This window comes from Aureimonas sp. D3, assembly GCF_001463805.1.
Classification (GTDB): Bacteria; Pseudomonadota; Alphaproteobacteria; order Rhizobiales; family Rhizobiaceae; genus Aureimonas; species Aureimonas ureilytica_A.
The window spans coordinates 1-24,297 of record NZ_BBWM01000025.1 but is presented as its reverse complement, the minus strand read 5'-3'; the positions used below and the strand labels follow the sequence as shown (position 1 = coordinate 24,297).

Annotated in this window: 22 protein-coding genes; 12 read left to right on the top strand and 10 right to left on the bottom strand. The window is 66.2% G+C overall.

All coding sequences use genetic code 11. The features are described 5' to 3' along the window. Positions 1–56 precede the first annotated feature (56 nt). The 7 genes from AUL36_RS06625 to AUL36_RS06595 all read left to right on the top strand — a co-directional run bounded on the left by AUL36_RS06625 (position 57) and on the right by AUL36_RS06595 (position 6,824). The gene (locus AUL36_RS06625) at positions 57–755 is read left to right on the top strand and encodes a GntR family transcriptional regulator (RefSeq protein ID WP_082655662.1); all 699 of its coding nucleotides are present in this window, start codon (positions 57–59) and stop codon (positions 753–755) included. Continuing rightward, positions 752–1,711, top strand: a complete 960-nt coding sequence (locus AUL36_RS06620; RefSeq protein WP_082655660.1) for an alpha/beta hydrolase — start codon at positions 752–754, stop codon at positions 1,709–1,711. Before AUL36_RS06625 ends, AUL36_RS06620 begins: the two co-directional genes overlap by 4 nt. 22 nt (positions 1,712–1,733) lie before the next feature. Then, positions 1,734–2,933, top strand: coding sequence for an ABC transporter substrate-binding protein (locus AUL36_RS06615; protein ID WP_062219151.1), 1,200 nt, complete (start codon positions 1,734–1,736; stop codon positions 2,931–2,933). A gap of 285 nt (positions 2,934–3,218) precedes the next feature. Continuing rightward, the gene (locus tag AUL36_RS06610) at positions 3,219–4,076 is read left to right on the top strand and encodes a carbohydrate ABC transporter permease (protein ID WP_306302825.1); all 858 of its coding nucleotides are present in this window, start codon (positions 3,219–3,221) and stop codon (positions 4,074–4,076) included. Further along, the gene (locus tag AUL36_RS06605) at positions 4,073–4,906 is read left to right on the top strand and encodes a carbohydrate ABC transporter permease (protein ID WP_062219147.1); all 834 of its coding nucleotides are present in this window, start codon (positions 4,073–4,075) and stop codon (positions 4,904–4,906) included. The genes AUL36_RS06610 and AUL36_RS06605 overlap by 4 nt, the downstream gene beginning before the upstream one ends. Positions 4,907–4,950: 44 nt before the next feature. Then, positions 4,951–5,832 carry a sugar phosphate isomerase/epimerase family protein gene (locus tag AUL36_RS06600; RefSeq protein ID WP_062219145.1) on the top strand — a complete coding sequence of 294 codons (882 nt, stop codon included), beginning with the start codon at positions 4,951–4,953 and terminating at the stop codon, positions 5,830–5,832. Continuing rightward, positions 5,829–6,824: a Gfo/Idh/MocA family protein gene (locus AUL36_RS06595; RefSeq protein ID WP_062219143.1), complete on the top strand. Its 996-nt coding sequence runs from the start codon at positions 5,829–5,831 to the stop codon at positions 6,822–6,824. Before AUL36_RS06600 ends, AUL36_RS06595 begins: the two co-directional genes overlap by 4 nt. A gap of 46 nt (positions 6,825–6,870) precedes the next feature. Here the strand turns inward: AUL36_RS06595 and AUL36_RS06590 are convergent, their stop codons facing one another. The 4 genes from AUL36_RS06590 to AUL36_RS06575 all read right to left on the bottom strand — a co-directional run bounded on the left by AUL36_RS06590 (position 6,871) and on the right by AUL36_RS06575 (position 10,994). Beyond that, a complete protein-coding gene (locus tag AUL36_RS06590; RefSeq protein ID WP_062219141.1) occupies positions 6,871–7,671 on the bottom strand; it encodes an ABC transporter ATP-binding protein in 801 nt (266 codons plus the stop codon). Beyond that, positions 7,668–8,687, bottom strand: a complete 1,020-nt coding sequence (locus AUL36_RS06585; RefSeq protein WP_374700742.1) for a FecCD family ABC transporter permease — start codon at positions 8,685–8,687, stop codon at positions 7,668–7,670. Before AUL36_RS06585 ends, AUL36_RS06590 begins: the two co-directional genes overlap by 4 nt. A 20-nt stretch (positions 8,688–8,707) precedes the next feature. Continuing rightward, on the bottom strand, positions 8,708–9,736 hold the full coding sequence (locus AUL36_RS06580; protein WP_058598701.1) for an ABC transporter substrate-binding protein: 1,029 nt from the start codon (positions 9,734–9,736) through the stop codon (positions 8,708–8,710). Positions 9,737–10,019: 283 nt separating this feature from the next. Then, positions 10,020–10,994, bottom strand: a complete 975-nt coding sequence (locus tag AUL36_RS06575) for a helix-turn-helix transcriptional regulator (protein WP_062219139.1) — start codon at positions 10,992–10,994, stop codon at positions 10,020–10,022. 542 nt (positions 10,995–11,536) lie between these two features. On the opposite strand from AUL36_RS06575, the gene AUL36_RS06570 reads away from it, so the two are divergent. The 3 genes from AUL36_RS06570 to AUL36_RS06560 all read left to right on the top strand — a co-directional run bounded on the left by AUL36_RS06570 (position 11,537) and on the right by AUL36_RS06560 (position 14,874). Then, complete coding sequence (locus AUL36_RS06570; protein ID WP_062219137.1) at positions 11,537–12,124, top strand: hypothetical protein; 588 nt, start codon at positions 11,537–11,539, stop codon at positions 12,122–12,124. 267 nt (positions 12,125–12,391) lie between these two features. Further along, positions 12,392–13,576 (top strand): MFS transporter, encoded by a 1,185-nt coding sequence (locus AUL36_RS06565; protein WP_062219185.1) that lies wholly within the window; start codon positions 12,392–12,394, stop codon positions 13,574–13,576. A gap of 518 nt (positions 13,577–14,094) precedes the next feature. Beyond that, positions 14,095–14,874, top strand: a complete 780-nt coding sequence (locus AUL36_RS06560) for a hypothetical protein (protein WP_062219135.1) — start codon at positions 14,095–14,097, stop codon at positions 14,872–14,874. Positions 14,875–15,575: 701 nt separating this feature from the next. On the opposite strand, the gene gspG is transcribed toward AUL36_RS06560, so the two are convergent. From gspG to AUL36_RS06530, 6 genes are all read right to left on the bottom strand, one after another. Then, positions 15,576–16,022, bottom strand: coding sequence for a type II secretion system major pseudopilin GspG (gspG, locus tag AUL36_RS06555; RefSeq protein ID WP_058598804.1), 447 nt, complete (start codon positions 16,020–16,022; stop codon positions 15,576–15,578). Positions 16,023–16,226: 204 nt separating this feature from the next. Then, positions 16,227–17,348 (bottom strand): ABC transporter ATP-binding protein, encoded by a 1,122-nt coding sequence (locus AUL36_RS06550; RefSeq protein WP_062219134.1) that lies wholly within the window; start codon positions 17,346–17,348, stop codon positions 16,227–16,229. A 21-nt stretch (positions 17,349–17,369) separates the two neighbouring features. Beyond that, on the bottom strand, positions 17,370–19,064 hold the full coding sequence (locus AUL36_RS06545; protein WP_062219132.1) for an alpha-amylase family glycosyl hydrolase: 1,695 nt from the start codon (positions 19,062–19,064) through the stop codon (positions 17,370–17,372). Between the two features lie 5 nt (positions 19,065–19,069). After that, positions 19,070–19,912 carry a carbohydrate ABC transporter permease gene (locus AUL36_RS06540; protein ID WP_062219130.1) on the bottom strand — a complete coding sequence of 281 codons (843 nt, stop codon included), beginning with the start codon at positions 19,910–19,912 and terminating at the stop codon, positions 19,070–19,072. Continuing rightward, positions 19,912–20,940, bottom strand: a complete 1,029-nt coding sequence (locus AUL36_RS06535) for a carbohydrate ABC transporter permease (protein ID WP_082655668.1) — start codon at positions 20,938–20,940, stop codon at positions 19,912–19,914. Before AUL36_RS06535 ends, AUL36_RS06540 begins: the two co-directional genes overlap by 1 nt. A gap of 128 nt (positions 20,941–21,068) precedes the next feature. After that, complete coding sequence (locus tag AUL36_RS06530) at positions 21,069–22,328, bottom strand: ABC transporter substrate-binding protein (protein WP_062219183.1); 1,260 nt, start codon at positions 22,326–22,328, stop codon at positions 21,069–21,071. A gap of 258 nt (positions 22,329–22,586) precedes the next feature. Between AUL36_RS06530 and AUL36_RS06525 the strand changes: the two genes are divergently transcribed. After that, positions 22,587–23,633, top strand: a complete 1,047-nt coding sequence (locus AUL36_RS06525) for a LacI family DNA-binding transcriptional regulator (RefSeq protein ID WP_062219128.1) — start codon at positions 22,587–22,589, stop codon at positions 23,631–23,633. Next, positions 23,630–24,226 carry a DUF1349 domain-containing protein gene (locus AUL36_RS06520; RefSeq protein ID WP_244497057.1) on the top strand — a complete coding sequence of 199 codons (597 nt, stop codon included), beginning with the start codon at positions 23,630–23,632 and terminating at the stop codon, positions 24,224–24,226. The genes AUL36_RS06525 and AUL36_RS06520 overlap by 4 nt, the downstream gene beginning before the upstream one ends. Positions 24,227–24,297 lie beyond the last annotated feature (71 nt).

Here is a 24,297-nt window from a genome sequence, read left to right as displayed (position 1 = left end):
TGATCTTTCCCTAATTATCAATAATGATATTGATAGTTTGAGGCAAGGAGGTCGATGTGGAAGAGGTGGAACAAAGGGACGCGCGCCCGTCCGGCTCGGCCCGTCGCCCCGCGACAAGCAAATCCGCGCTCGCCTTCACCGCGCTCAAGCGGGAGATCATGCTGGGCGAGCTGCCCTCCGGTCGACTTCTGGTCGAGCTGGAGCTCGCGACGCGTTTTGGATGCAGCCAGGGCACGGTGCGCGAGGCCCTGCTTCAGCTTCAGGACGAAGGGCTGGTGCAGCGCAACGGCTATCGCGGCACGCAGGTCTCGCCCTGCACACCGGAAGAGGCGGTGGAGCTGTTCCGCATTCGCCAGTCGATCGAGTGTCGCGGCATCGTGCATGTGTTGCGCCATCCCAGCCGGACGCTGGTTTCCGATCTGAAGGAGATGCTGGCGGGCATGGTGGAAGCGGCGGGGCAGGGCGACGAGTTGCAGCTGGCCGCCATCGACCGCGATTTCCACGCCCGCATCTTCGCGGACGCGCGGCTCGACGCGCTGGACCCGATCCTGCGCCGCTGCCTCATTCACAATCACCGCTTCAAGATTTCGCGCAGCCTGGAGCCGCGCGACCTTTCGCAGACGGCGCGCCGGCACGAGCCCATCGTCGCCGCGATCGAGGCGCGCGATCTCGAAGCCGCCTCGTCCGCGCTTTTCCACCACATCGCGACGATCGTCGATTTCGGGCCGAACGTCTTCCCGGAGCAGCTGCAATGAGCGCCCTGTCCACCGACCTCGCGCCCGACATGGCGGCGCTGATGGAGCGCATGGCGCGCGAGGACGGGCCGCAGCCCGACCCGACGACCTTGCCGCCGGAAGAAGGGCGCGCCTTGGCGGAGGCGGGCAACCGACGCTGGAACGTCGATATGCCCGAGATGGCCGAGCGTGCCGAAGCCTTCGTGCCGGCTGACCCGGCGCTCGGCTCGGCGCACACGCGGCTTCTGGTTCTCGTGCCGCCGGCCGCACGCGAGGGCGCGATCCTGTTCGTGCATGGCGGCGGCTTCGCCTTTTGCAGCCCCGAAACGCATGAGCGCTGCGCGCGTGTGCTCGCCGCCGAAACCGGCCTGCCCGTGATGCTGCCCGATTATCGCCTCGCGCCCGAGCATCCGTTTCCGGCGGGGCTTCTGGATGTGGTCGCCACCTGGCGTGGATTGTTCGAGGCGACGCGCGCGCTCGGCCTGCGCAAGGGGCCGCTGGTTCTGGCCGGGGACTCCGCCGGGGCCGGGCTCTGCCTGTCGGCGCTCGTGCATGAGGCGGGCCGCACACAGGCCGACGCCGCGCTCCTCTTCTACGGCGTCTATGCCGCCGATTTCGAGACGGAAGCCTACCGGACCTTCGCGGACGGGCCGGGCCTGACGCGCGGCAAGATGCAGCGCTACTGGGACTTCTATGTGAAGGACGAGGCCGCGCGCGCCGATCCGCTGGCATCGCCCGCGCTCGCCGGGGAGGCCGCGCTTAAAGCGCTGCCGCCGCTCCATCTCATGGCGGCGGGGGTCGATCCGCTGCTCGGAGACAGTCTGGACCTGGAGCGCCGCCTGCGGGCGCTGGGCCGGCCGGAGCGGCTGGAGATCGTGCCGGGGGTCGTTCACGGCTTCCTGCAGATGACGAACGAACTGCCCCAGGCTCGGGAGGCACTGGGGCGGACCGCGCAGTTCGTGCGCGGCCTGATCTGAACGAAAAACGGGAGGAACAACCATGACCAAGCTGAAGGCGCTCGCCAGCGCGCTCGCGCTTATCACCACGCTCGGCGCAACCGGGGCACAGGCCGAGACGGTGCGCTTCTGGTACCATTTCGACAATCCCGAGAACCCGATGTCGGCGCTCGTGGACAAGTTCCAGAAGGCCAATCCGGGCGTCACGATCGAGGCCGAGAACGTTCCCTGGAACAGCTATTACGACAATCTCTACACGGCGCTGGTCGGCGGCAACGCGCCGGACGCGGCCATGGTGAAGCTCTTCGCCCAGCCGCGCCTTCTGGAAATGGGCGCGCTGGAGCCGCTGGGCGCGCGGATCGACGCCTGGGCCGGCAAGGCCGAGCTTCTCGACAACCTCTTGAAGCTGAACGCCGGGCCGGACGGGCAGAACTATTACCTGCCGATCCAATATGTCGTTCTTTATCTCTATTATCGCACGGACCTGTTCCAGGCCGCCGGCCTCCAGCCGCCCAAGACCTGCGAGGAATTCCGCACCGCCGCCAAGACGCTGACCAAGGCGCCCGAAACCTATGGCTTCGGCTTCCGGGGCGGCAAGGGCGGCTGGGACCAGTGGGGTACGTTCGTCTTCTCGCGCGGGGCCGAGCTCAAGCCCGGCGGGCTCGACAACCCTCAAGCCATCGCCGCCAATCAATGGCTGATCGACATGTTCGCGCAGGACAAGTCGATCCCGCCCTCCTCGCCCAATGACGGGTTCCAGGAGATCATCGGCGCGTTCAAGTCCGGCAAGACGGCGATGACGATCCACCATATCGGCTCGTCCAAGGATCTGGTGGCCGCGCTCGGCGACAAGGTGTCGGCCGTGCCCGTGCCGGCCTGCGACGGCAAGGCGTGGACGTCCTACGGCGACGAGTCGCTCGCCATCTTCTCGCAGTCCGAGGCGAAGGACGCCGCGTGGAAGTGGATCTCGTTCCTGGCCGAGCCCGAAAACAATGTCGAGTTCGTGAAGGCTACCAACCAGCTTCCGGTGACCAAGACCGGCTCGGCGGGTTGGACGGGCCATGAGAAGCGCTTCGTGGACGCAACGCTCGCCTCGCTGCCCTTCGCGGCCGTTCTGCCGCAATCCTCCGCGACCGCCGACTTCGTCAACACGACATGGCAGCCGATGATGCAGCAGGCCATGACCGGGCAGATTAGCTCGGCCGAGATGATGAAGCGCCTGCAATCCTTGTTTCCGCAGTAAAGAGTCCGCTCGTCGACGGGGGAGGGTGCTGTCTCCGGCTCGCCGCCAAGCGTGAGCCGCGAATAGCCCCTCCGCCCGCATCGACCCGTTCGGGTTGCGAGCCTCCGGGGCTCGGCCGCGCCGCCCTCCGTGCGATCCGCGTTCGGGCGGCGGCGCGCCTTTTCTTCGAGTGCCGTGGGCGGTGATCCGCCGGGCCAGCGAGGTTTTCCGATGTCCAGTCTTGACGATCTGGCCGCCCTGGAGGGCGCGCCCCGCCCCCGCCGAGCCTTCTCGCGGGCGCGGCTCATGCCCTATGCGCTGCTGGCCCCGGCGGTTCTCGTGGTGCTCGTCGTCGTCTTCCTGCCGATGATCGAGGCGGTGGTGACGAGCTTTACCGATCTCGTCCTGTTCAAGCCCAATGCCAGCCGCTTCGTGGGGCTTGCCAATTACGTCAAGCTCTTCGCCGATCCCGTCTTCTGGGAAGCGCTCGGCAACACCGCGATCTGGATCGGCCTGACCGTGCCGCTCCAGATGGGGCTCGGGCTGCTGACCGCGCTGCTTCTCAATCAGGAATTCGCTTGGCGGGGTCTGGCACGGGCGCTCGTCATCATCCCCTGGGCGCTGCCGAGCGTCGTGATCGCGCTCATGTGGCGCTGGATCTACGATCCCAATATCGGCGTCCTCAACGATCTGCTTCTCTATCTCACCGTCATCACCACGGCCGTTCCCTGGCTGGCCGATCCCGGCGTCGCGCTCTACGCCATCATCGCGACACTGACCTGGCAGGGTTTTCCCTTCTTCGCGGTCATGATCCTCGCCGCGCTCCAAGGCATTCCGAAGAGCCAGTACGAGGCGGCCTCGATCGACGGGGCGAGCGCCTGGCGTCAGTTCCGCCACATCACGCTGCCCGGCATCGCGCCGGTTCTGGCGACGGCTGGCCTCCTGCGGGTCATCTGGGTGGCGAATTCGATGGACGTGATCTTCGTCATGACCGGGGGCGGGCCGGGCTATTCCACCACGACCCTGCCGCTCTACGCCTTCGTCAAGGCGCGGCAGAACCTCGACTTCGGCTATGGCTCCTCCATCGCCGTCACCTTCACTCTCATCCTCGGCTCGATCGTCGCGGTGTATATCGCGCGCACCATGCGGGAGGTGGAACGATGAACCGCTCCAGCTTTCTGAAGCGCCTTCTCACCATCCATCTGCCGGCGGCGTTCGTCGTGCTGCTCGCCGTCGGCCCCTTCGCCTGGATGGTGCTGACCTCGCTCACCCCCTCGGCCGACATCGCGGCCCGGGGCGTGTCGCTGACGCCGGCGGGCTGGAGCTCGGACAATTACGCCCGGCTTCTCGGGCGCACCTCGTTTCTCGCCAATATGGGCCACAGCCTCATCGTGGCGCTCGGCACGGTCGCGCTCGGCCTTCTCGTCTCGGTCTCGGCGGCCTATGCCTTCTCGCGCTTCCGCTTTCCGGGGCGGCGCTTGTTGATGCTGCAATTCCTGCTCGTCAACATGTTCCCGATCGTGCTCCTGATCCTGCCGCTCTTTGTCCTGATGCGCCGGTTCGGCATTCTGGACACGCATCTCGGCCTCATCATCGCCAATGCGACGACCGCCATTCCCTTCGCGGTCTGGATGCTGACGAGCTATGTCGGGGCGATCCCCAAGAGCCTCGACGAGGCGGCGATGATCGACGGCTGCTCGCGCCTGTCCGCCATGCGCCGGGTCGTGCTGCCGCTGGCGTTGCCGGGCATCATCTCCACCGGCATCTACATCTTCATCACCGCCTGGAACGAATATCTCTACGCCCTGACGCTCGGCGGGCGAAACGTGCGCACCGTCACGGTCGCGATCCAGACGCTGATCGGCGAGTTCCAGATCGAATGGGGCCTGCTGGCCGCTGGCGGCGTCTTCGGCGCGCTGCCCGTCACCATCCTCTTCCTTCTTGTTCAGCGCCGGCTCGTCGGCGGCCTCACACAGGGCGCGGTCAAGGGCTGACCCATCCGCACCCCTCCCTTTCACGTCGCAGGAAAGACGCTTCCATGAACCCGGTCGGGTTGATCTCCATGCAATATGCAAGGCCCTTCGGGCCTGAGCATTTCCCGCTCTTCGCCAGGATGAAGGCGCTCGGCTTCGATTTCGTCGAACTGCTGGTCCCTGAGCCGGGCGAACTCGATACGAAAGAAACCGCCAGGGCGCTCGCCGACGCCGGGCTCGGCGTGGTGCTGGCCGCCCGCGTCAATCTCCAGCGCAATCTCTCTTCAGCCGAGAAGCCGAACTGGCAGGGCGGCGTCGATTATCTCCGCTATGCTGTGGATACCGCCGTGGAGCTCGGCGCCACGATCGTTGGCGGCCCGCTGACCGGCAATCCCCTCGTCTTCGCCGGGCGCGCGCCCGCGCCGGTCTCGGAAGACGAGCGCCTGGGCTGCAAGGCGCGCTGCGTCGAAGGGCTCCAGATCGCGGGCGCGCACGCAGCGGGCTCGGGCGTGACGCTCGCCGTCGAGCCGCTGAACCGCTTCGAGAGCGATGTCCTGTGCACGACGCAACAGGCCATCGAGCTTCTGAACGCGGTGGACCATCCCGCCATCCAGCTCATGCTCGACACGTTCCACATGGCGATGGAAGAAGCCTCCATCGCCGAGGCCATCCGGCTCGGCGGTTCGCGGCTGAAGCATTTCCAGGCCAACGAGAACCATCGCGGCTTTCCCGGCACGGGCTCGGTGGACTGGGTCTCCGTCTGCCGCGCGCTGCACGAGGTGTCCTACACCGGCCCCGTCTCGCTGGAGCCCTTCCGGCGCAATGACGATCGGTTCGGCGTGCCCTTCGCGCAGTGGCGCGCGCCGCACGAGGACGAAAGCGCCCGGCTGGAAGCCAGCGCCAGCTTCATCAAATCCCATCTCGCTTTGACGGAATTCAGACGATGACACTTCGGATCGGTTGGATCGGCTGCGGCATCCACGCGACGCAGATGCTCTTGCCCCAGCTTCTGCGCCACGATGTCGAGATCGCGGCGCTCTGCGACATCGACGCCACCAGGCTTGCCTCCGCCGGGCGGCAGTTCGGCGTTCGCACGCTGACGCAGGACGCCGAAGAGTTGATCGCAACGCCGGGGCTGGACGCTGTCGGCATGGCGGTCGGGCCGGACCAGCATCTGGCCTTCGGTGTGAAGGCGCTGAAGCGGGGCCTGCCCGTCTTTATGGAAAAGCCGCCGTCCGGCTCAGCCGAGGGCGCGCGCCAACTCGCCGCCGCGTCCGACCGCGCGGGCAAGCCGCTTCTGGTCGGCTTCATGAAGCGCTATTCGGTCGGCAACAAGATCGCCCACAATGTCCTGAAGTCCGGCCGCTTCGGCGATGTGCTGGGCCTCACCGGCTATTACATGACCGCGCCGGGTTACTTCGAAGGCAATGTCGATTACACCGGCTTCCTCTTGCATCACTGCGTCCATTACATGGATCTCGTGTCGCATCTCGTCTCGCCGGTGACGAGGATCGCGGCGCGCAAGGTCGAGAAGACGCCGGGCCGCATCCTCTTCCATGTCGGCTTCGACTTCGAATGCGGGGCGATCGGCACGGTGGTCATGGGCACGGTGCAATCACGCGGCACGCCGGTGGAGCGCATCGAGATCATGGGCGATCATCAGCGGCTGGAGGTCGAGGACGTGGTGGAAGTGCGCTGGCACCGCAACCCGCCCTTCAAGGTGGCCGACCCCGCCGCCACGCTTCTCGACAACGAAGACACGCTGACCTGGAAGCCGAACTTCACCGCGGCCGCCAACGAGGACTACAAGGGCTATCACTCGCTCCTGGCCGATGTCGTCCCGGCCTTGCGGGGCGAGGCGACGCCCGCGCCGACCATTCATGACGGCGTGGTGGCGATGGAGCGGCTGGAAGACATGCGCCGGCAACTCGCCATCTGAGACCGGAAAGGCCGCGCGGTCGACCCAAGGATCGTGCGGCCGAACTTCAGCCCCGGTGCGGACTGCCCGACGCCACGCCCGGCTGGAAGGGCAGGAACTGCACATGCGGACGCGAATGGTGCGGCGAGGCTTCGACCCGCGCATCCACCGCGAAGACATCGCGCAGCAGGCGTTCCGTCATCACCTCCTCCGGTGACCCCGAGGCGACGATACGGCCTTGGTTCATGACGATCAGCCGGTCGCAGAACATGGCCGCGTGGTTCAGGTCGTGCAGCGACACGATGCAGGTGAGCGACAGGCTGGAGATCAGCTGGAGCAGGCTGATCTGGTGATGAATGTCGAGATGGTTGGTCGGCTCGTCCAGAAGCAGTTCCGTCGGCGTCTGAGCCAGCGCGCGTGCGATATGAACGCGCTGCCGCTCGCCCCCCGACAGGCTCTGCCAGCGGTCATGGCGCTTGTGCTCGAGGCCCGCGCGCGAGATCGCCTGGTTCACCGCCGCCTCGTCGGCCGCGCCCCAGCCGGCAAAGGGCGAGCGATGGGGAAAGCGGCCGAGCTTGACCACATCGATCACGCAGAGATCCGCCGTGGTGTTGGCGTGCTGTTCCACGAAGGCGATGCGCTGGGCCAGCGCGCGGCGGCCGATGCTGCGCATCTCCGTGCCGTCGAGGCGCACCGACCCTTCGTGCGGCTGTCGAAGGCCCGACAGGATGCGCAGAAGCGAGGTCTTGCCCGAGCCGTTGGGGCCGAGAAGTCCCAGGACCTTGCCGGGCTCGGCCCGGAGCGACACGCCGTCCACCACGGTCTTCTTGCCGATCCGCCAGGAGATGTTGTCGGCAAGGATGCTCATGAGGGGCGCTGGAACCGATAGAGGATGAGGGAGAAGAAGGGCACGCCGACCAGCGCCGTGACGACGCCCACGGGCAGGACCTGATGCGGGATCAGGGCGCGCGAGGCCGTGTCGGCCAGAACCATGAAGATCGCGCCCGTGATGGCGCAGGCCGGCAGAAGGCGCGTGTGGAGCGGGCCGGCGAGGAAGCGCGCGGCATGGGGCACGACGAGGCCCACGAAGCCGATCGAGCCGACCATGCTGACGATGGTCGCCGCCATCAGTGCCGTTCCCGCGAACAGGATGATCCGGGTGCGGCCGACATGGATGCCAAGCGAGGCGGCGGCGTCATCCCCGAAAGCGAACGCGTCCAAGACGCGCGCATAGAGAAGGCAGAGCACGAGACCGGCCAGCACCACGACCGAGACGAGCTGGACATCGGGCCAGCGCACGCCGCTGAAATTGCCGAGCAGCCAAAACATGATGTCGCGCGCCTGCTGCGCGTCGGCCGCCGTGGTGACGATATAGGAGGTCAGCGCGTTGAAGAGCTGCGAGGCGGCGACGCCAGACAGGATCGTGCGATCCGTGCCCCCGCGCGTGCCGTTGGACAGGAGCGCCACGAACAGAAACGCCACGAAGGCCCCGACGAACGCGCCCATGGAGAGCGTCAGCGCCCCCGCGCCGAGCCCGATCACCACGACCGACACCGCGCCCGTCGATGCGCCGGCCGAGATGCCGAGCACATAGGGCTCGGCCAAGGCGTTGCGCAGGAGCGATTGCAGCACCGCGCCGCACAGCGCCAGCCCCGCCCCGCAGAAGGCCGCCGCGAGCGCCCGGCTGAGGCGGTAGTCCATCACCACGCTTTCGTGGATACGATTGAGCGGGACATGGCTCCAGCCCAGGCTGTTGGTCACGGCATAGAAGGTCGTTTCCGGCGAAATCGGCAGGTCGCCCGTGCGCACGCTCAACGCGATCGCGGCGAGCGTCAGCACGGCGCAAAACGCAAGAAGCAGGCCGAAACCGGCCTGCCGTCTCAATCCTGCCAAGGCGGATGAAATCACTTCGAGTCTGCCGACAGGGCTTCCAACTGCTTCTCGACCTGCTCGGCGCCCCGGATCGTGCGGATCGTGGGGTTCATGGCCTGTCCATCCATCACCACGATGCGCCCCTTCTGGACCGCGTCCAGCTGGCTGACGGCCGGATCGGTCTTCAGGAACTCGATCTTGGCGGCCGGCTTGTCGAGCGCCCAGCGGTTGCGGTCGAGATCGGCCACGACGATCACGCCCGGATTGGTGGCGATGATGCCCTCCCAGCCCATGGTCGGCCATTCGGCTTCGCTCTCGACGGCGCTATGTCCACCCAGAAGATCGGCGATATAGCCGCCGGGTCCGAGCTTGCCGGTGAGATAGGCGTCGGCCGACGGGGAGGGACTGGAGAACCAGAATAGGTACGAATAGTCCTTACCGCGCGCCTTGGCCTTCTCGCGCAGCGCCGCCTCGCGCTGCTTGAAGTCGGCGATGACGGCCTGTCCCTTGTCTTGAACGTCGAAGATCCGCGAAAGATCGTCGATCTCCTTGTAGACCGCGTCCATGTTCCAGAGTTCGGAACGGCTGCCGTAGATGTCCTTGGTGTCCTGCTTGTTGGCGCAGGTGCTGGGCGAGAGGTAGGTCGGAATGTTCAGCTTGGCATAGTCCTCGCGCTTGGCGACCTTGCTCTCGGGCCCCATCAGAAGCACGGTCTGCGCGGCGACGAAATCGGGCTCTTCGGCCAACACGCTCTCGAAGGTCGGGATCTCGACCGTCAGCACCTTCACCTTCTCGTTGGCGGCGGCCAGCTCCGGCATGACCTTGCTCGGCCAGAAGGCGCTGGCGACGAGCTTGTCCTGCAGGCCGAGAAGGAGCAGGATTTCGGCGCTGTTGGCGCCCAGCGCCACGGTGCGCGTCGGGGCCTTGTCGAACGTGACTTCGACGCCGCAATTCTCGATCTTCAGCGGGTATTGCGTCTGAGCGGCCAGGGCGGGGGACGCGGCGGCGCTCAGAAGCGCAAGTAGGCTCGATACGGCGGCGAGGGACGTCCGGGAGACCAAGGTTCGATTCCTTGAGAAGATAAGGTGCGTCCGCTCCCTAAAGCATAGCCCCGCCCCAAACAAGAGTAGCTGGCTCAGGTTCTTTGTTTGTTTTGGAAGAAAGCAAAGGCCTGTGGCGCCTATATTAGAAATCTTCTAATCTTTCTTTTTACTATCAGGCTGCGGGAATTTCAGGGACGGGATGGATCGATCATCCGGCCGGTGATCCTCCGTCCGTTCCGGCCCGCGGAAGGGCTGCGGGGGGCCAATCCCTCCGCGCCGAAGCGGCCCCGCTCTTGCCCACTCAGGAAGGGTCGACCCCGTTCAGCCCACGCTCCAGCCACAGGGCGAAGCGCGGGTCGAGCCTGGCTTCGCCGCTGTCGCGGACGCGCGTTCGAAATTCCAGCGGCGAGAGGCTGAAGCGCTGTCGAAACAAGCGCGAGAAATGCGCCGGCGACGCAAAGCCCGACGCGAGCGCGACGTCGGCCACAGCGCGGACCGGGCCCGATGGATCCATGAGAAGCATGACGGCGTGGCGCAGCCGCGCATCCTGCCGCATCGCGCTGACGCCGCCTTCGGACGTGGCCAGGCGATACAGGCCCGTCCGTGACAAGCCGAGCGCCGCCGCCATGCGCCCCGGAGGCCACTCGGCATTGCTGGCGCAAGCGTCCAGAAGCGCCCAGAGATCGGTCAGCCGATCCGGTGCGTCCGGCGGCGGCGCTTGAGCCAGAAGCGCGATCGCATCGATCAAGGCGCTGGCTTCCGTTGGGGACAGGGGGGCCGGACCGTCGGCCAGCAAGCGGATCGGAGGCACGATCAGCCCATTCATCACATCCTCCGCCGGAAGATGCCGGCCATGCGGCGGCAGGCTTTCGAGCGGCGTGCTTCGCGGCAGAAAAAGGAGAACGAGGCTGGCGGGGCGTTGGATGCTGAGCCGAAAGGACCGCGCCATGTCGAACAAGGCGATGTCGCCCGAGCGCAGCGGCTGGACGTGCTCCCGCACGGTGCTGTCGCAAGACCCGGCCGACGCGAGCAGCACGAGGCGATGATCCCAGCCGCCGCGCCGCGCCGCGCCCACGGCGCGCTCGAGTTCGAGCGATCCGGCGTCCAGACGGACCACAAGCCCGCCGCCCGTGGCGCGCGCGTGGCAGCTTATGGAAACGGGGGCGTCGTGCATCAGGGTGAGGTCGAACAGGGGCGCGAGAAAGGCCCGCAACGCCTCGGCTTCGCCTGGGGTCTCGAATTGTCCCCGACGTTCCATCAAGACGGGATGATTCATGCGCCGTCCCAGGGGACACACCGAAAAGAACCGTTGGACAAAGGTCTATCGTTCGGCCGGGTTTCCGCAACGGATCGGCCGTCTCGCTTCGTCTTCACGTTCGGCCTTTCGACGCGCGCTTCCAAGGATCGGCGCAGCCGCTGGAGGCCGGCTTCTCCCAGTGAGCATGGAGCCAATCGCGGGAGATGTCGATCACGTCTTTTGATGTGTCGGCCCGAACAAGCGTTGGACGCTTCCGGTTTCGAGAACTGCGCTGGCGACCCAGCGTCCTTGTGCCCTGGAATGGCGGGCTCATTCCCTGAACTGGGGGGCTGCGACTGGCCAAGGGTAGGATAACGTGGTCAGGGCGTCGACACCCGCGCGAGAAACCGCGGGCAGACACATAACGCCGCGCCATGCATGGCTGCTCCGACCGAATGATCGTATCGCGCAACTGGTCAGGGCATCGCCGACAAGGAGTCGCCGATCTATTCTTAAGATCGTGAGGCCACGATCATAGCCACGACAGGCGATGTCGAACGGGAGACCAAGAGAATGCCTCGTTGATCATCGTTGTCATCTACATGATTTTCGTCGTTTCAGCCATGCTGCTCATCGGCATATGGGCGTGGCGGAATTTTCGCGACAGTAGCATCCCTGTTCCCGCCAAGAATGAAGCCGTCGCGATATATGCCGGCGGTTCGATATGGCTTGGCTTCCTGGCGCATGTCATCTTTACCATTATGGTGATCTATGCCGTTGTTTCAAAAATTCATACGAATAGAATTTTCCTCGATTTCGTTCTGTTTTGCGCTCTCGTCGCCGCCGTCTGCGCTCTCCATACGCTCCCTCCGGCCAAGGCCCTCTTGAGGGAGTTCCTTTTCTACGTGCAGGGACGGCCGATCCTGTTGATGGGGCAAACGTTCCTCACTGACCTGCGAGATGGCAGAACACTCAATTTTGCAGACTATGATCGATACTATTCGTATCGCTCTCTCTGGAGGTTTCGCTCTTCGAAAGACAGCGCTTCGAAGCCGGTTGCCATCCAGATTGACAGTCTCGGCTATCGCGACAGTATGATAATGGTTCGCGTCTTGCGCGAGGCTCATATCGAACGGGAGAACGGTCGCCCAACGCGGGCGCGCCGATAAGTTCGACGAGAGCGCGAGATCTCCATCACGCATCCAACAGACAGCGCTCACGCTTTGAGCGCAAGGCCCGCGCGCTCGAAGTTGGCTTGACGCGACGGGCGGGGCGTCGCGCCAGCCGGCTAGGATTTCCGCGTCTCAGCGAGGTGCCGAGGCCCGTTGACGAAGCGGCCGCTGAGGGACCAAAGGTAAGCGTGACGGACAGATCGCGCGGGGCCAGGGGGCCGGCGCTCTGCCGCCTGGTATCCGAAGAGAGCGATCATGAGCGATATGGCCCTGCCCTCGAAAGCGTCACCCGATCGGGCGACCTTCTCGATCCTCGTGGCGATGAGCGGCTGCCACATGCTCAACGACATCATGCAGTCGCTGCTGCCCTCGCTTTATCCGCTGCTGAAGCAGAACTACGCGCTCGACTTCGCACAGATCGGGCTCCTCACCATGGCCTTCCAGATCACCGCCTCGCTGATGCAGCCGGTGGTCGGTCTGGTGACGGATCGCTGGCCCATGCCCTATTCGCTGCCTGTGGGCATGACGAGCACGCTCTTCGGCCTCATCCTGCTGGCCCACGCCCACAACTATCCGCTTCTGGTGGTGGCCGCCTGTTTCGTCGGCCTCGGCTCGGCCGTCTTTCACCCGGAATCCTCGCGCGTCGCGCGGCTGGCTTCGGGCGGGCGGCATGGCTTCGCGCAGTCGCTGTTTCAGCTCGGCGGCAATGCGGGCACCGCGATCGGCCCACTGCTCGCGGCCTTTATCGTTCTGCCCTTCGGCCAGTCGAGCATCGCCTGGTTCGCGGCGATCGCGCTTCTGGGCATCGTTATCCTGTCCTGGTCCGGGCGCTGGTATGCGGCCCATCGCAAGGCTCATGCGGGTCGCCCGGCGGCGAGCCGGACGCTGCCCCTGCCACGCGGCAAGGTGCTCTGGGCCCTGGCGATCCTGATTCTGCTGACGGCGACCAAGAACGTCTATCTGGCGAGCCTGTCGAGCTATTACACGTTCTTCGTCATCGACAAATTCGCGCTGACGGTGCGCGAGGCGCAGCTGATGCTCTTCCTGTTCCTGGGCGCGGCGGCGGTCGGCACCTTCGCGGGCGGGCCGATCGGCGACAAGCTCGGCGCGCGCTTCGTGATCTGGTTTTCGATCCTCGGCGTCATCCCCTTCGCGCTGATGCTGCCCTATGCCAACCTGCCCATGACCGCGCTTCTGACCGTCGTGATCGGTCTCGTTCTGGCCTCGGCCTTTCCGGCCATCGTGGTCTTCGCGCAGGAGCTTCTGCCCGGCCGGGTCGGCCTTGTCGGCGGTATCTTCTTCGGCTTCGCCTTTGGCGCGGGCGGTCTCGGAGCGGCGTTCCTCGGCAATTTCGCCGATACCCGAGGCATCGAATTCGTGTATCGCGTCGCCTCCTATCTCCCGCTTCTGGGCCTTGCCACCATCTTCCTGCCGCGCCTGAAACGCTGACGCGCTTCGGCTTCGACCGGCGCGTCTCCGGGAGGGGCCGGGGAAGACGCTTCGCGCTCCCCGACGCACAACGGCGCCCACCCGGAGAAGACGTCTCGCATCGACCTCGCAAGGTTTTCGTTCGGTTCTGTTCAGTCTCGTCCGCCGTATCCAGTCCGCTTCGAAACGGTCTTTTAGCGGAAAGGGCATAGGGTTCGGGGCCGGAAGAGGAGGGACGGGCATGGACAATGGGTTGGTGATGTCGTCGGTCCCGGCCGACCCATACGCAGGCACCACGCGGGCTGGCCCGTCGATGCGGCGCGGCGTTTGGCGCTTCCGCAGTCCGCGCCTTTGTTTCGGGCGCTGGGACCGGACGGGCCCTGCTCGGCACGACCGGCGTCCGCCCGCCGCCCTGATCGCTCATCCGCTCGGTGAGGTCGAGTATGGGCGATAGGGGAACGTGCGGCGCTCGTTCCTTCGTGTCACCTTCGGGCCGCGCCCGAAGGGCCGCGCCGGTCGCCGTCTCGATCCTGGCTGCCATGCCGCCTCGCCCGACCGTCTTGCCGTCGCTTCTGGTCGCCCTCGCGCTCCTGCTCACTGTGGAGGCGGCCGAGGCCGTGCCGAGCGGCGCTTGGGATTTGCGCGGCTCGCTTCCGCTCGAAATGGCGGCGCATGGCGGCGCGGCGAGCGCGCTGTCCGGCTGGTCGTTGCCGCCCGTCGAACTCCGTTCGCTCCTGCGCATGGTGCATCTGATCGGCCTCTGCCTTGGCTTGGGCACCACGCTTCTCTTGGACGGGAACCTTCTGGGCTGGATGCGCGCCGGGCGCGCGCCCGATTATGCGCCGAGCATTCTCGGCGCAGGCGGGCGTGTGGTGATGGTCGGCTTCGGCCTCCTCTGGGCCTCGGGCGCGGCTTTGACGGCGCTCGCCGTATCGAGCGATCCGAGTTTCCTCGCGAGCCCCAAACTCTGGGCCAAGATCGTGGTGGTGACGGCGCTGACCGCCAACGCCTTCGTGCTGCACACCCGTGTCCTGTCGCCCTTTTCCCAGTCCCTTGCCCGCGCCATCGACGGGCGCTGGCGCGGGCGCGAGCGGCGCCTGTTCGTCGCGTGCGGGGCCGTGTCCGCGACCTCCTGGCTTGTGGCCTTCGCGCTGGGCGTGCTGCGCGAATGGAACCAGGGCGCGGGGTTCGGCGCGATACTGCTCGTCTGGTTGATCGGGATGCTGGCGGCCGCCCTCGCGATTCGGCTTCTCCTGCCTGCCCCCGCGGCCGCCGCCCCCTATCGCGGCCCCGATCGCCGGCAGCGATCCGCCGTTTAAGGGCTCGTTCGCGTCAGCTCGGTGAAACGTGGCAAGACCGTCTGGCGGACGCCCGACGCTTGTCGTTCGTCACCGCCGCCGCGCCGGCTCTTTCCTGCCGACCGCCCACTGCGGGTTCGAAACTGCCAATCCTCATAGGGCCGTGGGCCACAGACCGGGAATGTCGCCTCGAATGTGATCGGGGGCCGCGCGCCTCCAATGTCGTTGATCCGACACGAGTTTTGCCCCAAGGCCTACAGCAAGCCTAAGGCTGTCCGACTGCCGTCTCGCGGATAAGGCTGTTCCAGGCGCGGGCTAGCACGGGGAAGTTCCAGCGCGTCCTCCCTAATGACATCTGCTCAACCAAAGCCCGCTCGATCTGCGTGCAAACCAAAGGCTCCGCTGATCATCCCGGCGCGTTTTGGCAGAGTCCTCGCTGTGCATTGTGGAGGATATTTCGTCGCGACCGCACCGCCGATGCGCCGTCGCCTCACGCGCGCCTCGCCTAAAACACATCATCATTCTCGGCCCGGTGGTTTGGCCGGGAACTCGAAGATCGGCGACGGCGGCGGTAGGCGAGCGCTCGAGCGACGGATCGGAACGATTTTCGGGACGGGGGCTAACGTTGGAACGCGATCGGTCGAAGCCAAGGCGACGACCGCCGTTCCCGCCCTTCATTGCGAATGAACGGCCTTCGCTCGAATCCGCTTCGGCTCCGCCTATCAAGGCCCCGAAATATCGGCGTCCTCGCCCGTGCCGCCGGGTGCGCCATCGCGGCCGAGCGAGACGATGCGGAAGCCGCCGGGAGACACTTCGTAGGCATAGGGTCGGCCCCATGGGTCGGTCAGGCCGCTCTGGTTCTTGAGATAGGGGCCGTTCCAGCCGGGCGAGCCGTCATTCGTCATGAGGGCGGCCAGGCCCTTGTCGGCTTGCGGATAGGCGCCGGTGTCGAGGTAGTAGAGTTCCACGGCATTGGCGAGATTGTGCACCTGCGTGCGCGCCGTGTCGGCCTTGGCGGTGCCGATATAGCCGAGCACGCGAGGGCCGACGAGCGTCGCAATCATCGCGATGATCGCCAGAACCACGAGAAGCTCGACCAGCGTGAAGCCGGCATCGGCGCGATCGTCCCGTGACAGCGCTTCGGCTGTCCGATCCTCGTTGCGTGCCATGACTCGTCCCTCGTCGGTCTCGATGCGGCCGACCTTAGGCTCCATCGCTTTGCGATCCGGTAAAGCGCGTCGGCTCGAATCCGCCGGTTCCCCAGATCCGGGATCGGGCAGGGGGACGCACCCCGCCGTCCGGGCGGAGGCAAGCGCTTCCCGTTATGCGATCGCCCCCGGCGCGGCGAGATCGGCCCTCGCCGCTTTCCCTGCTCAGCCCGCCGCCGCGAACCGCTTTGGAGCAAGGGGCGGGCGGATGGCGCGCCCGTCCGCGCCGAAGAAACGCAGCTTGTCCGCGCTGGCGGTAAGGCGCAGGTTCGCGCCGCGCTGAAGGTTGACGCTGCCGGGCAGCTTGGCCACAACAGGCTCGTCCGTCAGTCCGACATCCACATAGACCAGCGTTACCTCACCCAGATCCTCGGTCAGCGCCACCTTCCCTTCGATCAGGGCGATCTCTTCCGCGCCCGCGAGCGACAGGTCCTCCGGCCGCACGCCGAGATGGAACTCGCCGCCTGCCCCGGCGGGGGCCGAGACGGGCACCCGCAAGCGGCCTCCTTTCAAGACCCAGCCGCCGCTACCATCGCTACCATCGGCCGCCAGCGGCAGGATGTTCATGGCGGGCGAGCCGATGAAGCGCGCGACGAAGAGATTGTCGGGATCGTTGTAGAGTTCCAGAGGCGTGCCGACCTGCTCGACATGGCCCTTGTTCAGCACCACGATCCGGTCCGCCAGCGTCATCGCCTCGACCTGATCGTGGGTGACGTAGATCATCGTCGTGTTCGGCATCCGCTCGTGCAGGCGCGCGATCTCGATGCGGGTCTGCACGCGAAGGGCGGCGTCGAGATTGGACAGCGGCTCGTCGAACAGGAACACCTTCGGATCGCGCGTGATCGCCCGGCCGATGGCGACACGCTGGCGCTGACCGCCCGACAGGGCCTTGGGCAGGCGGTCGAGATAGGGCTCGATCTGCAGCATCTTCGCTGCTTCCCGCACCCGCCGATCGATCTCGGATTTGGCCTGTCCCTTCTCCAGCGACAGGCCGAAGGCCATGTTGTCGTAGACCGTCATGTGCGGATAGAGCGCGTAGGACTGGAACACCATGGCGACGCAGCGCTGCTTGGGCGTTTCCTCGTTGACGACGCGCCCGTCGATTTCGAACGTGCCGCCCGAAATCTCCTCCAGCCCCGCGATGGTGCGCAGAAGCGTGGACTTGCCGCAGCCGGACGGGCCGACAAAGACCACGAACTCGCCCGAGGGAATGTCGAGATTGATGTCGTGCAGAACTTCCACCGCGCCATAGCGCTTCTGCACGCCGCTCAGCTTGAGATGGGCCATTGGTCGTCCTCCCCCTGTCGATCAATCCAGCTGCAAGAAGGCGGCGCCATGCCGCGCGAGCGCGAGGCGGCCTGTCTCGAACCGCGCGCCGAACGCGCCCGCTTCGCTCAGGAGACGCGCCCCCGGGAAATTCCCACCCATGTCGATCTCGGCTTCGCGACGCGACAGGTTGAAGACGCAGAGCAGCGCGTCCGATCCTTGCCGGCGCGTGAAGGCGAGGCAGTCCGAGCCGAGATCGTGGAAGGCGATGTCGCCTTTCACCAGCGCCGGATGGCGGCGACGGAAGGCAAGGAAGTTGCGATAGGTCTCCATCAGAGAACCCGCCACGCCCTCCTGCGCATCCACCGCCAGCGGCAGATGCTCCGGCGGCACAGGCAGCCAGGGGCGTGCGGCCGTGGTGAAGCCGCCATTCGGCGCGCCGGCGGTCCAGACCATGGGCGTGCGGCAGCCGTCGCGGCCCTTGATCGTGGGCCAGAAGCGCTTGCCCCAGGGGTCCACGATATCCTCGAAGGGAATCTCGGCCTCGCTCAAGCCCAGTTCCTCGCCCTGATAGAGGCACACCGAGCCGCGCAGAGAAAGAAGAAGCGCGGCGGCGAGCCTGAGCACCGCGTCCCGGTCGTCCTGCCCGTCCGCCCAGCGCGTCGCGTGGCGCGTCACGTCATGGTTGGAAAAGGCCCAGCAGGCCCAGGCGTCCGTGCCCCCGTCCAGGAACCGCTCGATCACCGGGCGGATGTCGTCGATCGCGGGCAGCTCCGTGTTCAGGAAGTCGAAGGCATAGCTCATGTGGAGCCGGTCGCCGCCTTCGGTATATTCGCGCATCAGCTCGACGCCGCGGATCAGCTCGCCGACTTCCCCCACCGCCGTTGCGGCCGGATATTCGTCGAGCAGGGCGCGGAAGCGCTTGAGGAAGCCGAGATTTTCCGGCCGGTTCTTGTCGTAGAGGTGGTCCTGCCGGTTGTAGGGCCGGTCGCGCGGGGCGGTGCGCTCGTTCCAGTCGTCGGGGTGCAGCGGCGGGTTGTCGCGAAGCTCGGCGTCGTGAAAGTAGAAATTGACCGTATCCAGCCGAAATCCGTCCACGCCCCGGTCGAGCCAGAAGCGCACGACATCCAGCATCGCGTCCTGAACGGCCGGATTGTGGAAGTTGAGGTCGGGCTGCGAGATCAGGAAGTTGTGGAGGTAATATTGCTGGCGTCCGGCGTCCCACTCCCAGGACGAGCCACCGAAATTCGACATCCAGTTGTTGGGCGGCGAGCCGTCGTCCTTGGGCTCGGCCCAGACATACCAGTCCGCCCGTGGGTTGGTGCGGTCCTTGCGGCTTTCCACGAACCAGGGATGGCGGTCGGAAGAATGGGAGAGAACGAGGTCGATCATGACCTTGAGCCCGAGCCGATGGGCTTCCGCCACCAGCGCGTCGAAATCCTGGAGCGTGCCGAAGATCGGATCGACGTCGCGATAGTCCGACACGTCGTAGCCGAAATCGTCCATTGGCGAGGTGAAGAAGGGCGAGATCCAGAGCGCGTCCGCCCCGAGCTTGGCGATATGGGGCAGGCGCTGGGTGATGCCGGGCAAGTCGCCCACGCCGTCGCCGTTCGAGTCCTGAAACGAGCGGGGATAGACCTGATAGATGACAGCCCCGCGCCACCAGTCGCGATCGGGAGTCGCCGTCGGCTGGATCGCCGGGCTCTCGGTGGAGGTCGCTTGAACTTTATCGAGCATCGGGACTAACCCTTCACGCCGCCTGCGGTGAGGCCGGAAATGATCTTGCGTTGGAAGATGAGGACGAGAACGATCAAGGGCACCGTGACGACGACGGAGGCGGCCATGATCGTGCCCCAGGGCGTTTCCTGTTCGGACGCGCCCGACAGAAGCGCGATGGCGACGGGCACCGTGCGCGTGTCGTTGTTGGCCACGAAGGTCAGCGCGAAGAGGAACTCGTTCCAGGCCGCGATGAAGGCGAGAAGCCCGGTCGTCACCAGCGCCGGCCACATCAGCGGCAGGAAGACGCGGCGGATGATGGTGAAGGGCGAAGCCCCGTCCACGATCGCCGCCTCCTCGATCTCGACCGGCAGATCGCGCATGAAGGTGGTCAGGACCCAGACCGTGAAGGGCAGCGTGAAGATCATATAGGCGAAGATCAGCGAGAAGAGCGTGTTGTAGAGGCCCATGGCGCGAACCATCTCGAACAGGCCCGCCAGCACCGCGATCTGCGGAAACATCGACACGGCGAGAATGGTGAGCAGCAGGAGCCCGCGTCCCCGGAACGAGACGCGAGACAGGGCGTAGGCGGCGGTGACGGCCAGAAACAGCGAGATCGCCACCACCGAGACCGCGACGATCAGCGAGTTCAGGATGTTGCGCAGGAACGTGCCGGTGGACAGCACGCCCTCGTAATTGGCGAGCGTGATCGCGCGCGGCCAATAGTCGATGCGGAAGAGATCGGTGCCGCTCTTCAGGCTGGTCAGGATGGCGTAGTAGAACGGGAAGACCGAAAACACGACGATGGCAATGACGAGGGCGTAGAAGCCGATCCGCCCGGCCGCGCGCTGGAGGGTTCGAGTACTCATCACTGGCCTCCTGCAAGATTGAGCCGGGCGGTCTTGATGTAGAGCAGGGTGATCATCGCGATCACCAGGAAGAGCATGGTCGAGGCGGCCGAGCCTTGCGCGAAATTGTCGAACTGGAACAGGTTCTCCTGCGCATAGACGCTCATGGTCTTGGTCTGCGGGTTGTTGGGCGTCAGCACGTAGATGAGGTCGAAGACGCGCAGCGCATCCAGCGCGCGGAAGATTACGGCGACCAAGATCGCCGGGCGGATCAGCGGCAGCGTCACCTTGAAGAAGACCTTGACCGGGTTCACGCCGTCGATCTTCGCCGCCTCGTAGACGTCGCCCGGCACCATCTGAAGCCCGGCGAGGATCAGCAGCGCCATGAAGGGCGTGGTCTTCCAGACGTCCACGATGATCACGGCGATCATGGCCGTGTCGGGCGAGGCAGTCCAGGCGATGGGCGCGGAGATGAGGCCGAGCTTCACGAGCATGTCGTTGAGGATGCCGAACTGGTCGTTCATCATCCAGGCCCACATCTTGGCCGAGACGATGGTCGGGATGGCCCAGGGGATCAGCACGGCGGCGCGCACCAGGGCACGGCCCTTGAACTCGGCGTTCAAGACGAGCGCGAAGATCAGACCCAGCACCGTCTCGATCGACACCGAGATGATGGCGTAGCGCACCGTGTTCCAAACCGCCTGCCACCAGATGGGATCGGCGAGCAGGCCGAAGGCTTCACCCTCTCCGCCTCCATAGTCCACCCACTCGTAATAGTTGGCGAAGCCGACGAACTGCGCGCCTTCGAGGTCGGACAGGCGAGCGTTGGTGAAGGAGAACTGGATGGTCTGGAATAGCGGCCAGGCCGCGACCAGCGCCAGAACGAGCAGCATGGGCAGAAGGAAGAGCCAGGCGGCGCGCCGGCGCTGGCGCGTCAGGGCCGAGCGGCCTGCCGGAGCGGATGGCGCGCTCGGGGCGGGCAGGCCGGCTTTGGGCTCGGCCTCGAAGCTTTTCCGGGTGGGGGGGGCGCCGGGTGTGGCGTTGGACATCGCAAGCGCCTCGCAAAGGGGAGAGGTCGAGCCGGCGCGCGGCCGGGGTGGCGGCGCGGCGTCGAAAGGGCTCATGCCATGTGCCTTCGCCTCGGGGGCGAAGGCACCGTTCTCTCAGCGGCGGAAGCTTACCAGGCGTTACGCTTCAGACGGCGCAACTGGCGCTCGAGGTCCTGAAGGTTGGCCGCACCGTCGCCTTGGCCGGCCAGCGTCTTGTTGGCCGCCGTCCAGAACTGCTGCGAGACTTCGTTATACTTGGCCTTGGTGGGCGCGGAGGGGCGGGGCGTCGCGTTTTCGAAGACGCTCTTCCACTTGGCCACCAGCGGCTGCTGCGCCACGATCTCGGGGTCCTCGTAGAGCGAGGGAATGGTGGGCAGGCGCGCAGTGCCGAGCGCGCGGGACTTCTGCGCCTCGGCCGAGGTCAGGAACTTGACCAGCTCGATCGCGGCGTCCTTGTGCTCGGAATATTGCGAGATGGCGAGGTTCCAGCCGCCAAGGCACGCGGCGGACTGGCCGCCCTCGCCCGCCGGCAGGGGCACGGCGTCGAACTTGCCCTTGATGGGAGAGTCGGCCGCGTTGCCCAGCGGATAGGCATAGGGCCAGTTGCGCATGAAGACGGCGTTGCCGGTCTGCCAGACGCCGCGCGACTCTTCTTCCATGTAGCCCAGTACGCCCTGCGGGGCGATCATGCCGACCCAGCCATGCGCCATATCGAGCGCGGCGGCAGCCTTGGGATTGTTGACGGTGATCTCGCCTTCGGGCGAGACGATCTGGCCGCCGCCATTGGAGGCGATCCATTCCAGCGCGTCGCAGGTCAGGCCCTCATAGGCCGCGCCCTGGAACACGAAGCCGTTCATCTGCGCGTTGCCGCCCTGTCGCTCGGCGTCCTGCACGAACTTGGCGGTTTCTGTCAGCTCGGCCCAAGTCTTGGGAACTTGGCGCCCGTGCTTCTCCAGAAGGTCCTTGCGGTAATAGAGGGCCGGCGCGTCCGCGAAGAGCGGCATGGCGACGAGCTTGCCGTCCACGGTCTGCGACTGAATCACCGCGGGCAGATGCTGGCCGATTACGTCCTTCATCGGGCCGGACAGGTCCACGAGATTGGCGGCGAGCTGGGGCGCCCAGATGACGTCGGTGCGATAGACGTCCACATCCTTGTTGCCGGCCGAAAGCCAGAGCCGATACTGGCCGAACTGGTCCGTCGTGGAGGCTGGCATGGTGACGATGGTCACCTTGTGGCCCGACGCCTTCTCGAACGCGTCGAGCTGCCCGCGCATCTCGTCCACGTCGCGCCCGACCGAGCCGAGCGCGATGCTCAAGGTTTCGGCGTGCGCGCCGGCGCTTCCCAGAATCGTGGCGGCGATGAGCCCTGCGGCGAATGCTTTCAGCATATGATGTCCTCCCGTTTCGTTCCGATCAGCGCCGCCTTCCGCCCCGTCGCCCTCCCTGGCGACGATGCGGCGGCTCATGGTTTCCGCCGGTTCCGCTCCGGTCCTGCATGATCCCGCAAATTTGCGTCCCGGCACTGTTTAAAGCGCTTTCATTGAATTTGAAGCGCTTTAAACTCTGTGTCAACATGGCATGGATCGGTTTGTCGCTTGCAGGTTGCGCTCGGGCGGCGTTGATCGTGGAACGGGATAAGTGGCGGGATGATCCGCAATCTCAAGGACCTCGCAGACTATCTCGGCCTGTCGCCGGCGACGGTGAGCCGCGCGCTGAACGGCTATCCCGAAGTCAACGCGAAGACGCGCAAGCGTGTTCTGGACGCGGCCAAGCGGCTGAACTACCGCCCGAACCTTTCGGCCCAGCGCCTCGCCACAGGCCGCGCGGACGCGATCGGTCTCCTGTTCGGCATCGCCGACAATATGCTGGACAATCCGATCGTCACCGATCTCCTGACCGGCATCGCGGAAACGGCGGCGGAGCGAGGCATGGCGATCCATCTCTTTCCGACCAAGAGGGGAGAGGAGCGGGCGGCCTGCGAGCGGATCGTGAGCTCGGGCGCGGTGGATGCGCTGGTGCTTCTGTCGCCCATTCTCGACCGGCCCGACACCGCCGATCTCGCCGAGATCGACTTTCCCGTCGTGTGCCACGGGCGACCGCTGCTCGGCCAAGCCGTCGCCTCGATGAGCGTCGACAATCTCGGCGCGTTCTTCAAGGGCACGGCCCATCTCATCGCACTCGGCCACCGCCGGATCGCGCTCCTCAACGGCGAGGAGCTCTATGCCTACGCGGTGGACCGGCGCGAGGGCTATGTCCGCGCCTTAGCCGAAGCCGGCCTGGCGCCGGACCCCGACCTGATGGCACAGGGGCCGCAAACCTTCGCGCAGGGCTTTGCGGCCGCCAGCAGGATGCTCGCCTTGGGCGCGCGGCCAACGGCGTTTCTGTGCTCCTCGGTTCTGATGGCGACGGGCGCGGCCCGCGCTATCGCGGCGGCGGGCCTGCGCGTGCCGGACGACATTTCGCTGATGGCTCATGACGACGTGATCGCCGCCCTGCCGAGCGAGATCGCCGCGCCCGGCCTCACGGTTCTGCGCTCCAGCGTGCGCTTGGCGGGGCGGCGTCTTGCGGATATGGCGATCGAGCGCCGTCAGGGCACGCCCGCCGCCGACCTCGTGGAGGTCTGGGACGTGCCGCTGATCGAAGGTCGATCCACAGGGTCGGCTCCCGTGGATGCGGGAGGAGACATCGGATGAACGGACAGGAAATGAACGGACTCGCCCAAGGCATCTGGCTGAACGAGCCGCCCGCCCATGCGCTCGAACACGGCGTTCTCGATCTGACCACCGGCCCCTCGACCGACTTCTGGCGCGAAACGCATTACGGGTTCACGCGCGACAGCGGCCATCATCTCGGCCTCGACACATCCGATGGCTTCACCGCGCAGGTCCGCGTGCGCGCCCGTTTCGAGAGCCTCTATGACCAAGCCGGTCTCATGGTGCGGCTGGATGCCGAGCGCTGGGTGAAGTTCGGCGTCGAAGTGTCCGACGGGCGGGCGATGGCGGGCAGCGTCGTCACCGACGGGCGCTCCGACTGGGCAACCGGCCCGTTCGAAGGAGACGCGTCGGATTTCTGGCTGCGCGTGTCGCTGAAAGCCGGCGTGCTGCGCCTCCAGATTTCGCCCGATGGCGAGCGCTGGCCGCTCCTGCGCCTTTGCCCGTTTCCGCGAGCCGAGCGCTACAGCGTCGGTCCGATGGCCTGCACGCCGGAGCGCGGCGGTCTTCAGGTCCGCTTCTCGGACTGGACGCTCCAGCCGCATCTGGGCAAGGATCTGCACGACCTGTCATAGGCTGGCGGGGCTTGCGGGCCGGTCCATCCGCCCCTATCGCTCGGGCGTGGCGGCCCCCCGCCAAGCCGCTT

Bases quoted from the DNA above. Each gene is read 5' to 3' on its own strand.
- AUL36_RS06620 (WP_082655660.1), top strand. From the start codon at position 752: ATGAGCGCCCTGTCCACCGACCTCGCGCCCGACATGGCGGCGCTGATG.
- AUL36_RS06615 (WP_062219151.1), top strand. From the start codon at position 1,734: ATGACCAAGCTGAAGGCGCTCGCCAGCGCGCTCGCGCTTATCACCACG.
- AUL36_RS06610 (WP_306302825.1), top strand. From the start codon at position 3,219: ATGCCCTATGCGCTGCTGGCCCCGGCGGTTCTCGTGGTGCTCGTCGTC.
- AUL36_RS06605 (WP_062219147.1), top strand. From the start codon at position 4,073: ATGAACCGCTCCAGCTTTCTGAAGCGCCTTCTCACCATCCATCTGCCG.
- AUL36_RS06600 (WP_062219145.1), top strand. From the start codon at position 4,951: ATGAACCCGGTCGGGTTGATCTCCATGCAATATGCAAGGCCCTTCGGG.
- AUL36_RS06595 (WP_062219143.1), top strand. From the start codon at position 5,829: ATGACACTTCGGATCGGTTGGATCGGCTGCGGCATCCACGCGACGCAG.
- AUL36_RS06590 (WP_062219141.1), bottom strand. From the start codon at position 7,671: ATGAGCATCCTTGCCGACAACATCTCCTGGCGGATCGGCAAGAAGACC.
- AUL36_RS06575 (WP_062219139.1), bottom strand. From the start codon at position 10,994: ATGAATCATCCCGTCTTGATGGAACGTCGGGGACAATTCGAGACCCCA.
- AUL36_RS06565 (WP_062219185.1), top strand. From the start codon at position 12,392: ATGGCCCTGCCCTCGAAAGCGTCACCCGATCGGGCGACCTTCTCGATC.
- AUL36_RS06560 (WP_062219135.1), top strand. From the start codon at position 14,095: ATGCCGCCTCGCCCGACCGTCTTGCCGTCGCTTCTGGTCGCCCTCGCG.
- gspG (WP_058598804.1), bottom strand. From the start codon at position 16,022: ATGGCACGCAACGAGGATCGGACAGCCGAAGCGCTGTCACGGGACGAT.
- AUL36_RS06550 (WP_062219134.1), bottom strand. From the start codon at position 17,348: ATGGCCCATCTCAAGCTGAGCGGCGTGCAGAAGCGCTATGGCGCGGTG.
- AUL36_RS06545 (WP_062219132.1), bottom strand. From the start codon at position 19,064: ATGCTCGATAAAGTTCAAGCGACCTCCACCGAGAGCCCGGCGATCCAG.
- AUL36_RS06540 (WP_062219130.1), bottom strand. From the start codon at position 19,912: ATGAGTACTCGAACCCTCCAGCGCGCGGCCGGGCGGATCGGCTTCTAC.
- AUL36_RS06535 (WP_082655668.1), bottom strand. From the start codon at position 20,940: ATGTCCAACGCCACACCCGGCGCCCCCCCCACCCGGAAAAGCTTCGAG.
- AUL36_RS06530 (WP_062219183.1), bottom strand. From the start codon at position 22,328: ATGCTGAAAGCATTCGCCGCAGGGCTCATCGCCGCCACGATTCTGGGA.
- AUL36_RS06525 (WP_062219128.1), top strand. From the start codon at position 22,587: ATGATCCGCAATCTCAAGGACCTCGCAGACTATCTCGGCCTGTCGCCG.
- AUL36_RS06520 (WP_244497057.1), top strand. From the start codon at position 23,630: ATGAACGGACAGGAAATGAACGGACTCGCCCAAGGCATCTGGCTGAAC.